Annotated in this window: 12 protein-coding genes; 9 read left to right on the top strand and 3 right to left on the bottom strand. The window is 71.8% G+C overall.

All coding sequences use genetic code 11. The features are described from left to right. Positions 1–74: 74 nt before the first annotated feature. A complete protein-coding gene (locus EDF51_RS17565; protein WP_132099510.1) occupies positions 75–1,286 on the bottom strand; it encodes a sugar ABC transporter substrate-binding protein in 1,212 nt (403 codons plus the stop codon). Between the two features lie 174 nt (positions 1,287–1,460). On the opposite strand from EDF51_RS17565, the gene EDF51_RS17560 reads away from it, so the two are divergent. From EDF51_RS17560 to EDF51_RS17525, 8 genes are all read left to right on the top strand, one after another. Next, on the top strand, positions 1,461–2,483 hold the full coding sequence (locus tag EDF51_RS17560) for a LacI family DNA-binding transcriptional regulator (RefSeq protein WP_208321863.1): 1,023 nt from the start codon (positions 1,461–1,463) through the stop codon (positions 2,481–2,483). Between the two features lie 363 nt (positions 2,484–2,846). After that, positions 2,847–4,166 carry an ABC transporter substrate-binding protein gene (locus tag EDF51_RS17555; protein ID WP_131878130.1) on the top strand — a complete coding sequence of 440 codons (1,320 nt, stop codon included), beginning with the start codon at positions 2,847–2,849 and terminating at the stop codon, positions 4,164–4,166. Continuing rightward, entirely contained in the window at positions 4,163–5,134 is a 972-nt protein-coding gene (locus tag EDF51_RS17550; protein ID WP_185094279.1) for a sugar ABC transporter permease, read from the top strand. The genes EDF51_RS17555 and EDF51_RS17550 overlap by 4 nt, the downstream gene beginning before the upstream one ends. Then, the gene (locus EDF51_RS17545; protein WP_228504701.1) at positions 5,134–5,982 is read left to right on the top strand and encodes a carbohydrate ABC transporter permease; all 849 of its coding nucleotides are present in this window, start codon (positions 5,134–5,136) and stop codon (positions 5,980–5,982) included. Before EDF51_RS17550 ends, EDF51_RS17545 begins: the two co-directional genes overlap by 1 nt. Positions 5,983–6,105: 123 nt before the next feature. After that, positions 6,106–6,843 (top strand): acyl-CoA dehydrogenase, encoded by a 738-nt coding sequence (locus EDF51_RS17540; protein ID WP_235035962.1) that lies wholly within the window; start codon positions 6,106–6,108, stop codon positions 6,841–6,843. 8 nt (positions 6,844–6,851) lie between these two features. Continuing rightward, the gene (locus EDF51_RS17535; protein ID WP_166673581.1) at positions 6,852–7,403 is read left to right on the top strand and encodes a signal peptidase I; all 552 of its coding nucleotides are present in this window, start codon (positions 6,852–6,854) and stop codon (positions 7,401–7,403) included. Further along, a complete protein-coding gene (locus EDF51_RS17530; RefSeq protein WP_134195805.1) occupies positions 7,400–8,128 on the top strand; it encodes a hypothetical protein in 729 nt (242 codons plus the stop codon). The genes EDF51_RS17535 and EDF51_RS17530 overlap by 4 nt, the downstream gene beginning before the upstream one ends. After that, entirely contained in the window at positions 8,125–9,972 is a 1,848-nt protein-coding gene (locus EDF51_RS17525; protein ID WP_134195804.1) for a choice-of-anchor G family protein, read from the top strand. The genes EDF51_RS17530 and EDF51_RS17525 overlap by 4 nt, the downstream gene beginning before the upstream one ends. A gap of 67 nt (positions 9,973–10,039) precedes the next feature. Here the strand turns inward: EDF51_RS17525 and EDF51_RS17520 are convergent, their stop codons facing one another. Next, the gene (locus EDF51_RS17520) at positions 10,040–10,486 is read right to left on the bottom strand and encodes a MarR family transcriptional regulator (RefSeq protein WP_123672938.1); all 447 of its coding nucleotides are present in this window, start codon (positions 10,484–10,486) and stop codon (positions 10,040–10,042) included. Between the two features lie 121 nt (positions 10,487–10,607). Between EDF51_RS17520 and EDF51_RS17515 the strand changes: the two genes are divergently transcribed. Beyond that, positions 10,608–11,591, top strand: a complete 984-nt coding sequence (locus tag EDF51_RS17515; RefSeq protein WP_134195802.1) for an AraC family transcriptional regulator — start codon at positions 10,608–10,610, stop codon at positions 11,589–11,591. 7 nt (positions 11,592–11,598) lie between these two features. Here the strand turns inward: EDF51_RS17515 and EDF51_RS17510 are convergent, their stop codons facing one another. Beyond that, positions 11,599–12,630 carry a LacI family DNA-binding transcriptional regulator gene (locus tag EDF51_RS17510; protein WP_134195800.1) on the bottom strand — a complete coding sequence of 344 codons (1,032 nt, stop codon included), beginning with the start codon at positions 12,628–12,630 and terminating at the stop codon, positions 11,599–11,601. Positions 12,631–12,743 lie beyond the last annotated feature (113 nt).

Here is a 12,743-nt window from a genome sequence, read left to right as displayed (position 1 = left end):
GTGTCGAGGCGCTCACGCCGGGGTCCTTTCCTGCACGCCGGAGGGAGCCGACCGGTCGGCCGGCTCCCCGTGGACTACTGCTCTTGCGACTGCGCCTGCTTGAGCGCTGCCTCGGGGCTGGCCTTGCCGGTGAGGGCGAGCTGGACGGCGGTGTAGATCTTCGTGGCGGCCTTGGGCCAGTCGGGTCCGAGCTCACCGGTGCGCGCGCGAGCGGTCTGCACCGTGGTGACGAAGGACGCGACCTGCGGGTGGTCCTTCGCCCAGGCGGCACCGGCCTCGAGGTTGGTCGGCACGTTGCCGCTGACCTCGGACAGGGTCTTCTGCATCTTCTGCGAGTGGAGGCAGCCGACGAACTTGCCGGCGAGCTGCATCTTGTCCTTGTCGCCGGTCTGCGGGACGGTGAACGCCTCGCCGCCGAGCGGTGCGACCGTGGCCTCGCCGGTGCGCGTCGGGATCGGGACGCTGTCGAACTCGAGGCTCTTCTTCTCGTTGAGCGCCGGCAGCTGCCAGGGACCGTTGATCATCATCGCGGCCTTGCCGGCCAGGAACTGGTTGTTGACGTCCGCCTGGGCCCAGTTGATCGAGCTCTTCGACATCGAGCCGTCGTCCTGCAGGTCCTCGACGAGCTGCAGCGCCTGGGTGGCGTCCGCGGTGGCGATGTCCTTCTCGTCGCCGCCGTTCGACCAGAAGAACGGCAGGAACTGCCAGGTGCCCTCGTACGTGTTGATGTTGCTCATCGCGAAGCCGTAGGTCGAGCCCTTGGTGAGCTTCTTCGCCGCGGCCTTGAGCTCGTCCCACGTCTTGGGCGGCTGGACGCCGGCGTCCGCCAGGAGCTTCTTGTTGTAGTAGAGCGCGATGGAGTTCGTGTTCGACTGCAGGCCGTAGAGCTTGCCCTTGTAGGTGCTCGCCGCCTTCACGCCGGGGACGTCGCCGTCGGCGTCCAGACCGTAGTCGGACAGGTCGGACAGGGCACCGGAGGAGGCGATCTGCTGGACGTCGGGGTTGTCGAGCATGAGGACGTCGGGAAGCGTCTTCGACGATGCCTGCTGCAGCACCTTCGCGATCAGGCCGGCGCCGGCGACGTGGTTGATCGTGACCGTCGCGCCGACCTCCTTCGCGCACTGCTTGTAGACCGGGTTGTAGTTCGCGTCGTAGTAGTCCTCGATCGTCAGGGCCTTGCTGCCGCCCGACGAGGCCGATCCGGAGCCGGAGCAGCCGGACAGGACCAGGGGGATCGTGGCGACGACGGCGACTGCGCCGACGAGGGCGCGCGTCCGGCGGGACATGGAGGGGAATCTTTGCTTCATTGCAGAGCTCTTCTCTTGACGGGTGCTGGGGCAGGCACGCATCGACGAGGCCGCTGACGTCATCGTCGCTGTGCTCCTGGGGCGAGAAGCTAACAGATAAGCGCTTCACCTGTAAAGCGCTTTTCTGACTTCGTGCGCGCTAGGATCAGCGCCATGGCCACGATGCAGCAGGTCGCCGATCGGGCGGGGGTCTCGATCGCCACCGTGTCCTTCGTGGTGAACGGGACGAAGTACGTGACCCCCGGCACGACCGCGCGGGTGAAGACCGCGATGCGCGAGCTGAAGTTCCGTGGCAACGTCGTCGCCCGTGCCCTGGCGAGCCGGCGGACCCGGATCATCGCGCTGCTGTTCCCGACCACCGGCAACCGCTTCAGCCCGACGACCTCGCAGTTCTTCATGAGTGCGGCGGAACGGGCATCCGAGCGGGGCTACCACCTGGTGCTCTGGCCGGTGGACCCCGCTGGAGACGACCTCGACGACCTCGTGTCGGGTGGGCTCGTGGACGGCGTCATCCTGATGGAGGTGCGGATGGACGACCCCCGCGTCGCCGTCCTCACCGACCTCGGCGTGCCGTTCACCCTGATCGGCCGGACCCGCGACAGCAGCGGTCTGCCCTTCGTCGACATCGACTTCGAGACGACCATCGAGGACAGCCTCGACCACCTCGAGACACTCGGGCACCGCCGGTTCGGACTCGTGCTCGAGGACCTCGAGGGCACCCCGATGGCCGGCTACGCGCCACACCTGCGCGTCGAGGCGACCTTCCGGCGCGCGATCGTCGAGCGCGGGCTGGCCGGGACGGTCGTCACCGCCGGGCCGGGCAGCGACGGCGGACGGCAGGCCACGAGCGACCTGCTCGCGGCGGACCCCGACGTCACGGCGCTGCTCGTGATGAAGGACGACTCGTCCGCCGGCGTCCTGGTCGGGCTCTACACCGCCGGGCGGCGGGTCCCCGAGGACGTCTCCGTGCTCAGCATCGCGTCGTCCGAGGCCAACGCCGACCAGCACTACCCGCGGCTGTCGACCATGGTCGCCCCCGGCCAGGAGCTCGGGACCCGGGCCGCCGATGCCCTCATCGAGCAGCTCGACGGCACGTCCGACGACCTGCCGCACTTCCTGCTGCCGTGCACGCTCCGCACCGCGGAGTCCACGGCCCCCGCCCCCGCCCCCGCCTGACCACCTGCCAACCCCGCCCGCGAAAGCGACAGATCTCCGCGAACGGTTCGCGGCACACTGTCGCTTTCGCAGCACTGACGGGGGCACCTGCGCGCGTTCTGTCGCTTTCGCGACCACCTGCCGGACTGGAGGCGCGGGTCGTCCCCGCCACGGGCCTCCAGGCCGCCGCCCCGCGGCCCCACGTCCCCACCCGCGAAAGCGACAGATCCCTGCGAACGTTCCGCGGCAGGGTGTCGCTTTCGCGACAGCGACCGAGCCGCCAGTGACACCGTGCGGCCGCCGCCGCGCGCGCCCACCGGGCGCTCAGGGTCCGTTGGTTGTGTGGACGCACAGGTTCGCAGCACCACACGTCGAGGAGGACGGATGGCCATCGACCGCAGGATGTTCCTGCTCGGGGGAGCGGGGGTGCTGCTCCTCGCGGGTTGCTCCACGCGCCCCGAGCGCACGCTGGTCCAGGACTGGCCCACCGACCCGCCGGAGGGCGAGGCGACGATCAGCTGGTGGGCGGGGCAGGTCGCCTCGAAGGACGGCGGTGACCTGCGGCGCCGGCTCATCGCCGAGTTCCAGAAGGAGCACCCGAACATCCGGGTGCGGATCGTGTCCGCCCCGAGCGACACGGACACGAACCGGACGAGCCTGACGACGCAGATCGCTGCCGGCAGCAGCACGCCGGACGTCTACCTCGGCGACGTCGCGTGGCCCGGGCAGTTCGCGAAGAACAAGCTCGCCACCCCCGTGAACCAGCTCGTGGGCGAGGACTTCTTCGACCAGTTCCCCGAGGGCCTGCGGCAGGCGGCGAGCGTCGACGGGACGTACTACATGTTCCCGCTCTACATCGACGAGTCGTTCTTCCTGTACCGGAAGGACCTGCTCGCGAAGCACTCCCTGCAGGTGCCGGGGTCGTGGGAGGAAGTGCGCGAGACGGCCGCGAAGCTCGTCGACACCGGTGACGTCAGCTACGGGTTCGCGTTCCAGGGCGACGTGTACGAGGGCCTCACCTGCAACGTCACCGAGTTCGTCGCGGACGCCGGCGGCTCGCTGCTCAACGACGACCTGACGAAGCCCGAGACGACGAGCTCGGAGACGAAGCGCGCCTTCGAGTTCATGCGGTCCCTGATCACGGACGGCGCGAGCCCCCGGGCCACCCTGACGTACCAGGAGCAGGACACGAACGACGCCTTCTCGGGCGGCCGGGCGGCGTTCCTGCGCAACTGGTCGTACGCGTGGGGCATCGCGAACGGGCCGGACAGCCAGGTCGCGGGCAAGGTCGGGCTCGCCGCCCGTCCCACCTTCGACGGGCAGGACGAGCACCACTCGACCATCGGCGGGTGGGGGAACTACATCAACCCGCACACGCAGCAGCCCGCGGCGGCACTGACGTTCGCACGCTGGATGTCGAGCGAGACGGCGCAGCAGTTCCTGACCCGCGAGGGCGGCGTCCTGCCTGCCCGCAGCGCGTCGCTCGTCAGCGAGGACGCGAAGCAGCAGAAGCGCCCGACGTACGACACCGCTGCCGGCATCACGCTCGTGCCCCGTCCGACGTCGACGGCGTACTACCCGAAGGTCTCGCAGGGCGTGTACCAGAACGGCAACAGCATCCTCGGCGGACAGGCGTCCGTCGACGGCGGCACGCGCACGATGGCCTCGGCCATCGCGCTCGCCCTGCAGGGGGAGGCGCTGTGAGCGCCGGCACGGCCACACGGTCGGGCACCAGGCCGGGAGGCACGGGTCGCCAAGACCCGCCGCCCCGCCTGAGCGGGCGGTCGCGTCTCGACCGCATCCGCGCGCGGGGCGCGTGGGGCTTCGCGGCCCCGGCGCTCCTGGTCGTCGCGGCGGTGACGATCTTCCCGGTGGTCTACTCGATCGTCCTGAGCTTCGCGGACGTCGAGGTCGGCTACGAGGGGTTCACGATCCAGTCGTTCGGGCTGGGCAACTACGCGGCCCTGCTGCAGAGCGCGGACTGGTACCGAGCCCTCGGCTTCACGGTGCTGTACACGGTCGTGACCGTCTCGGTGGAACTCGTGCTCGGCATGCTCGTCGCCCTCGTGCTCGAGCGGCTCGGGGCCACGCGCGGCTGGATGCTCGCGCTCATGCTCATCCCGTGGTCGCTCGTCACCATCGTCAACGCGCAGCTGTGGAAGTACATCTACGACAGCACCTACGGCGTCGCGACCTGGTTCTTCGGCCTGTTCGGGGACGCCCCGGTGATCCTCGGCGAACCGGTGCCCGCGATCACGGGCCTGATGGTCTCTGACATCTGGAAGACGACGCCGTTCGTGGCGATCATCCTGCTCGCCGGGCTCGTGCAGATCTCCGAGGACCACTACGAGGCCGCCGAGCTCGACGGCGCGAGTACCTGGCAGACGTTCTGGCGCGTGGTGCTGCCGCAGCTCACCCCGACGCTGACGATCGCGGTGCTGTTCCGCATCCTGCAGGCGTTCGGCGTCTTCGACCTGCCGTTCGTGCTGACGAACGGCGGACCGGGCACCGCCACCCAGTCGCTCGCGATCATGGGCTACAAGGTCCTGTTCCAGGACATCAACATCGGCCCGGGCGCGGCGATCGCGACGTCCACCGCGATCATCGTCGCGGCCGGGTGTCTGCTGTTCCTCCGGGCCTTCCGGAACCAGGCGAAGGGAGGGGATGCCTGATGCCCCGTCAACGTGTGCGCAAGGGCTGGCGCAAGTGGGTCAACACCGTCAACGTCAGCGGTGTCGTCATCGCGGTGCTCACGGCGCTGCCGCTGTACTGGCTGGTGTCGACGTCGCTCAAGCCGGCGTCCGAGATCGGGCAGTCGCCGCCCACCGCGTTCCCGCAGTCGTTCACCCTCGACAACTTCGTGGTGGCCTTCCGCGACAACGCGCTCGGGCAGTACATGGTGAACAGCGTCATCGTGTCGGTGTCGACGACGGTGATCGTGCTCGCGCTGGCGTTCCTCGCCGGCTACGCGCTCGCCGGCCGGTGGATCAAGGGCCGCACGGCGATCATGACGTCGCTGCTCATGCTGTCGGTGTTCCCGGCGATCGCGGTGCTCACGCCGCTGTACCTGCTCGAGCGCAACCTCGGGCTGCTCAACTCGTACCCGGGCCTGATCGTGCCGTACGTCGCGTTCAACCTGCCGTTCGCCATCTGGATCATGCGGAACTACCTCGTCGGGATCCCCTCGACGATCGAGGAAGCGTCCGAGATCGACGGGGCGGGAGCTTGGCGCACCGTGCTCAGCGTGATCCTGCCGATGGCGAAGCCGGGCCTGTTCACGGTCGGCGTCTTCACGTTCACGGCGTCGTGGAGCGAGTTCCTGATGGCGCTGACGTTCAACAGCGAGAACTCGTTCCGGACGATCCCGGTCGGCATCGCGCTGTTCGGCACGCAGTTCACGGTGCCGTTCGCGCAGATCTTCGCGGCGAGCGTCGCGGCGACGGTGCCGATCGTGATCCTGGTGCTCGTGTTCCGCCGCTCGATCGTGTCGGGGCTCACCTCCGGTGCCGTCAAGGGGTGACGCGTCCATTGATTCCTGAGGGATAGTCCGCCAGGATCGGAGCAGACGTCGACGGCGACGGCCAGGACCAACCACCCCGGCCGTCGCCGCCACCGATCGGCGTCACGGATCAGGAGACACGTCATGGCTGACAGCACTGCGCCCCCGCGCGCCCGGAACCGTGGCCGTCGCGCCGCGGACGACACCGCCCGCCGCTCCCGGCGTCGCAACCGGGTGTTCGCGCTCGCTGCCGGCGGGGTCCTCGTCATCGGCGGCGCGGGCTACACGCTCGCGTCGTGGACGGACACCGAGTGGGTGTTCGGCGGCAACGGCTCGGGTGGGCCGGGCGTCGGCACCTCCGGGTTCGAGGTCGAGCAGAACGTCACGGCGCCGTTCGCCGCGGCGGGCTTCACCTCGGACGAGACGAACCCGGGCCAGGCGCTCCGGTTCACCGTCGACGCGCTCGCCCTGTCGCCGGGCAGCGCGACCTACGCCCCCGTCGCGCTCCGCACCACCGCCGACTCGATCGCCGGCGACCTGGTGCTCCGGGCAGCGGTCCCGGCGTCCGGTGTCACGGTCTCCGACGCCGACGACCTGCTGTGGAACGCCCTGCAGGTCCGGGTCGCCGCGATCACGGACACCACCGCAGTGTGCGACGCCACCGCGTTCGACGTGCCGTGGACGAGCGTCGCGTCCGGGCCGCTCGGCACGGCTGCCGCGACGATCGCGCGGCCCCTCGCCGCGGCCAGCGGGTCGACGCAGGTGTACTGCTTCGAGGTCTCGCTGCCCGCGTCGCCGACCCTGCCCGCCGGCACGTCGGTCGACGCGCTCCAGGGGCGGACGGCCGCGCCCGCGTGGCAGTTCGCCGCCGAGTCCGACTGAGCGCGGCCGTGCGCGGCTCCACCGCGCCGACGTCCTCCGACGAGGGCGCGGCGCCGCCCCGTCGTCCTGCCGACCGCATCCGCACCGTCGTCCTGACGGTCGCCGGCGCGATCGGGCTCACGTGCCTGCTCGCCTGGGCCGCCGTGGCGTTCACCGGGCTGTCGTTCGTCGTCGTCACCACCGGGTCGATGGCCCCGACGATCCCCGCGGGCGGGCTCGCCATCACGCACCGCGTCCCCGCGGCCGAGATCACCGACGGGGACGTCGTCACGGTCCCACGCGCGGGGTCGGCCCTGCCCGTCACCCACCGGGTGGTCGCGGTGGACCGGGTCCCGGGGGACACCGCCGCGCGGTCGCTCACCCTGCGGGGCGACGACAACGCCTCCGACGACCGCGACCCGTACGTCGTCCGGCACGCCGGACTCGTGCTGGCGCACGCCCCCGGCCTGGGCTCGGTGCTCGTCGTGGTCACGAGTGCCCCGGCCCGTGGGCTGGCGGTCGCGCTCGTCGGCGTGCTCATCGCGTGGGCGTTCTGGCCGGCCCGGCGGGAGGACTCGTGACCCGCGTCCTCGCCACCTCCGCGGCGGTCGCTGCGGTGCTCGTCGGTGCGACCGGGATCGGCACGACGGCGGTGGCGGTCGCCGCGACGGACTGGAGGCCCGTGGCCGAGACCGGCACGCCCGGCCGGCTGGTACTGCACACCGGTCCGGAGCCCCTCGTGCTGCCCGGGGCGGGGAACGACGCGGACGTCACGTGGCAGGTGCGGACGAGCGTCGACGCGCCCGGCCCGGTCACCCTCGACCTGCAGCTCACGGGGCGGGGCGGCCTGCCGGGCGGGACCGACGGCGTGCTCGTGACGGTCGCGACGTGCGACCAGCCGTGGGAGGACCCGTCGGGAGCCCCCACGTGCGGCGGACAGACCGCCGCCCTCGTCGACGCCGTCCTCCTCGTCGACTGGGCGACCACCGCGCCGTCGGTCCGTGTGCCCGACCCGGACGGCGACGGCTCGGCGTACCTGCTCGTCCGGTTGTCCCTCGGTGACGCCGCGACCACGGTGCCCAGGACCGCCGAGGTCGGCGTCGGCGTGACCGCCCGCGGCGGGGACCCCGTCGTGCCCGGACGCCCGACGCACGGCGACGGCAGTGGCGACGGCGGTTTCGACGACGGCGGTCCGGTCGTCCTCGCGATGACGGGTGGCGGGTTCGCGGGGCCGGTGCTCGTCGCGGTCGCGGCCGTGCTCGCCGGCGTCGCCCTCCGATTCCGACGCCCCGGGAGCCGGTCGTGAGCCGGCGTCCGCTGCACCTGCGCCGTGGCCGGATCGCGGTCGTCACCGGCATCGTCGTCGCAGCAGCCCTGGTCACGCCCACCGCCGTCCCGAGCACCGCGTCGTGGTCGGACCGCGAGTGGGCGCACGGGGCCGTGGGGACGTCGTCGTTCGACTGCGGCACCGACGCGGACTACACGTCGACGGCGTCGAGCCGGTTCCTGGGCGGGAGCATCGCCGGCATCGACCTCGACGACGTCGCCACGGTGCGCGGGGTCGACGTCGCGAAGACCGGAGCCGCACCGGCATCGGTCGAGCCGGCCACCGCGCCCGAGCTCGGCACCGGCGGCCGCCCGTTCACGCAGGCGTTCGGCAACCCGCTCGACGTCGGGCTGCTCGGCGACGTGGCGGGCATCGACCTCACCGGTCTCGGCCTCGGACTGCCGGCCGGTTCGGCGGGCGCGGTGAACCAGGTCGCGACGGCGTCGGGCACCGGTGACGCGGTGGCGGCATCCGGGCTCGTCGCGGACTCCGGTGGCGTGCTCGTCACACCGACGACCCCGTCCGGCGACCTGCCCGACCCGGCGTCGATCACGCTCGGCCGCGCACTGCCGGGGATCGCGGACGTCACCGACGTGGGGCTCGACGTCGGAGCCGTCGGTGTGAGTGCGCAGCTCGCCGGGTGCGACGCGATCAGCGACGACGTGTGGGGCGGGGTCGTCCAGCGCACGCTCGCAACGAACCTGCGGGCCGCGGTGCAGCAGGTCGCTGCCGACAGCGGGCCCGCCGGGCTCGAGCGCGACTACGGGATCGCGAGCCTCGACCTCCGTGTGGACAGCCCGCTCGTCGGTGCGCTCGTCACGGCCGTGAACGACACCGTGGTGCAGCTCGACGCCACGGTCGACGCGCTCGGTGGCACGGACGGGGTGCTCGCACGGACGATCAACCAGGGCGTGCTCGGGGTGCTCGGCGGGCTCACCGGCAGCCTCGGGCTCGGCACCATCGGGGGCACCGTCGAGATCACCGGGCCGGACCTGGCGGGCGCGGTCGCGCCGCTGCTCGCCGAACCCGTGCAGGACGCCGGCGGAACGTTGTCGCTCGACTTGTCGGCCGGATCCGTCCGGGTCGACCTCGCGCACCTGCTCGGCGACGACGCGCACGGGCTCAACGACCTGCCGCCGAACCACGAGGTGGTGCTTGACGCCGTCACCCTCGGTGCGCTGGCCGACCGGCTCGGGCAGGTGGTGGACGCCTGGGCGGGGAAGATCACGACCGCCCTGACGACCGCGCTCGGGTCCCTGCACGTCCGGATCGCGCTCGCCGCCGACCTCAGCGCACCCCTGGTGCTCGGCATCCGCGTGAAGATCGCCACGCTGTCGATCGGCGTCGACACCGGGGTGGCAGCGCTCATGGCGGGGCAGACGAAGCTGTCGGTCGGGGTCGCGCTGCTCGGGCTCGACCTGGGTGGTCTGCTCGGCGTCGTGACCGGCCTCGCCACGTCGCTCGTGAACCCGTTGACCCAGGCGGTGGTGGGGACGCTCACGACCCGGTTGTTCGCACTCGTCGGGACGCTCGGCACGACGCTGACGACGACGATCGGCGGCCCGGTCGTCCGCGCGCTCGGGACGGTCCTCGCGCGGCTGCCCGGGGTGCTCTCGCTCCGGGTGAACGTGCAGCAGGACCTCGCCGCCGCCCCGACCCCGGCCGGCCGTGCGACGACCGGGCAGTACACGCAGACCGCACTCCGCCTGTCGATCGCGGACGCCCTGGTGCCCGGGGGACTGGCCCGCGTCGACCTGGCCAGCGCCGTGGTGGGGCCGAACTCCGTGTCGCTCCTCGACGCCGCCCGTGCCCGAGATAGGTAGCATCGTTACCTAGCTGCGCATGGCGGACAATCGCCGGAGCCGCACGCTGACCGCCCGTACCCTGCCCTCAGGGGCTCGGGGCGCCGAGGTCGACGGCCGCGATGATGCGGTCGACGATCCGGACGAACCGGACCCTGTCCCGTTCCGAGAAGGAGGCCAACAGCTCGTGCAGGTGCTTGTTCGTGCCGTCCATGGCGATCGAGTAGTCACGCCTGGCGGTCTCGGTCAGCTCGATGTGCCGACTCCGCCCGTCGGCCGGGTTCGGCACACGGCTGAGGTGTCCGCTCTGCTCGAGTCGGTCCACCATGCCGGTCACCGCCGGTCCGGTCAGGCCGAGGTGCTGCGCGAGGTCCTTCACGCGGACGGTCCGGTCGGCCGCTTCGGCGCGGGACACGAACTGCAGCACGGTCAGGTCGCTGCCCGAGACGTCGAGCTGGTCGCGCAACCGCGCCCGCAGCGCGGACACTGCTGCTTCGAGTCGGGTCAGCGCCGCCACGAGGTCGAGATCGCTCACGAGCGCGCCCCCTTCGAACCGATCGGGTCCGCGCCACCGTACGCCGTGCTCACCGGGTCAGCGTATCCACATAACGAGTTGCACGGTCAGGTTCGGGTGTCCGGCACGGGGGCGATGCACCGTGACTGACACGTACGATGCCCCACGTGCCGGCGGACGCGCGAGCGAGTCGGTGCGCTTCGAGGTGTCCGGCATCGATCCGGAGTCGGCGGCGCGTGACCTGGCCACGGTGCACGGCGCCGAGCAGTGGTCCGCCCAGCAGAACGGCAGCGAGTTCCTCTACCGCTACACCGCGGTCGGCGACACCGAGATCAGCATCCGTCGGTCCCAGATGCGCGGCGTCCTGCGCGGTGCGATGCCGATCAGCACCGACTACATCGTCGCGTGGATGACGAGCGGCAGCGCCCACCTCGACGTCGGCGGGCAGCGGGTGGACCTGCACCGGAACGTGCCGACGCTGCTGCCCTGCGACACCGCGTTCGTCTTCGCGGCCGAGGACCACGACCAGCGCCTGGTGCACCTCGACCGGGAGCTCGTGCACCGCGTCGCCAGCGAACAGCTCGACCTGGGCGACCGCCCGCTGCGCTTCGACCACACGCGCGAACCGGACAACGCGATGTACGGCCGGTGGCAGGGTGCCCTCGCCGCGCTGTCCCGCGCGCTCCGTGTCGGCGGTCCGGACTCCGACACCTGGGTCGCGGCGAAGTCGCTCGCGATCGCCGCGTTCCTCGAGACCTTCCCGCCGCAGCTCGACGACCTGCCGGCCGAACTGGCCCTGCCGCGGAACGCCCGGCTGCGCGCCGCCGTCGAGTACGTCCACGCGCACGCGTCCGAGACCGTGACCATCGCCGACCTCGCCGCGGTGGCCGGCCTGAGCGTGCGGTCGGTGCAGGAGTCGTTCCGTCGGGTGTTCGACGTGTCGCCGCTCACCTACCTGCGGGACGTCCGTCTGGACCGCGTGCGCAGCGAACTCCTCGCACTCGACCCGCAGGTCGGAGCGATCGGCGACGTCGCCCGACGCTGGGGGTTCGCGCACCTCGGCCGGTTCTCGGCGTCGTACGCAGCCAGGTTCGGCGAGTACCCGAAGCAGACCCTGCGCCGCTAGCCGGGGGTCAGGCCCGCGGTGCGGGGCCGGTGCTGGAACGCACCCGCAGCGTGGTCGACAGACGGACGTGGTCCGACGCGGCCTCGCCACGGAGCATCGTCAGCAGCATCTCGACCGCACGGGACCCGAGTTCGGCCAGCGGCTGCGACACGGTGGTGAGCGGCGGGGTGGTGATCGACGCCTGGGGGACGTCGTCGAACCCGACGACGGACAGGTCCTCCGGCACCCGCAGGCCGAGCTCCGCCGCGGCTCGCAGCACACCGACGGCCGACGAGTCGTTCGCGGCGAACACCGCGGTCGGTCGCTCGTCCATCGTGAGCAGGTCGCGCGCGACAGCCGCGGACTGCTCCTCTTGGTAGTCGCCGTCGCGGACGAGCCGCTCGTCGATCGGGAGTCCGGCGGCGGTCAGTGCGGAGCGGTACCCGGCCTCGCGCAGCTGGGCGGACGCCAGATCGACGCGGCCGCGCAGGTGCGCGATCCGGGTGTGCCCGAGCGCGAGCAGGTGCTCGACGGCCTGGACCGCCCCGTCCTCGTTGTCGGCGTCGACCGTCGCGTGGCCCTCGGGCCCGGTGTGCGGGTCGATCGCGACGACCGGGATCGACGAGCTCGACAGGGCCGTGGTCGGGGTGACGACGATGGCGCCGTCGATGAGGGTGCCGGACAGGCGGGACAGCGACCGGCGTTCCCAGCCCGGGCGGTCGGCGCCGGTCATCAGGCCGGCGTAGGCGAGCAGCTCGTAGCCGGTGCCGGTCGTCGCGCTCGAGATGCCGCGCAGGAGCTCGGTCGAGAAGGGCTCGAACTCGGGCACCAGGATCCCGACGACCCCGGTGCGGGAGCTCCGCAGACTGCGGGCGACCAGGGACGTCTCGTAGCCGAGGTCGGCGACGACCTGCTGCACGCGGATCATCGTGGCCGCGGCGACGCCGTCGCGCTGGTTGATGACCTTCGACACGGTGGGGATCGAGACCCCCGCGACCCGTGCGACGTCGCCGATCGTCACCCGGCCGGCACCGGGACGCGCGCCGAGTGCCGAGTCCATGTGCTCACCGTACCGCTGATGGCATGTCGAAACGGCGTAGAAAACGTTATCGATATCGATTGACAAGCGGCAGGAGCACCTGGCACGCTCTCCGCAGCGGCAGTGGATGTCGC

Origin of the sequence: Curtobacterium sp. PhB25, from assembly GCF_004365375.1 — a bacterium.
GTDB lineage: Bacteria > Actinomycetota > Actinomycetes > Actinomycetales > Microbacteriaceae > Curtobacterium.
This window is presented reverse-complemented; position numbering and strand designations above follow the sequence as displayed.

Coding starts and splice junctions, on each gene's coding strand:
- EDF51_RS17540 (WP_235035962.1), top strand. CDS start 6,106: ATGGCTGACAGCACTGCGCCCCCGCGCGCCCGGAACCGTGGCCGTCGC.
- EDF51_RS17560 (WP_208321863.1), top strand. CDS start 1,461: ATGGCCACGATGCAGCAGGTCGCCGATCGGGCGGGGGTCTCGATCGCC.
- EDF51_RS17510 (WP_134195800.1), bottom strand. CDS start 12,630: ATGGACTCGGCACTCGGCGCGCGTCCCGGTGCCGGCCGGGTGACGATC.
- EDF51_RS17565 (WP_132099510.1), bottom strand. CDS start 1,286: ATGTCCCGCCGGACGCGCGCCCTCGTCGGCGCAGTCGCCGTCGTCGCC.
- EDF51_RS17545 (WP_228504701.1), top strand. CDS start 5,134: ATGCCCCGTCAACGTGTGCGCAAGGGCTGGCGCAAGTGGGTCAACACC.
- EDF51_RS17555 (WP_131878130.1), top strand. CDS start 2,847: ATGGCCATCGACCGCAGGATGTTCCTGCTCGGGGGAGCGGGGGTGCTG.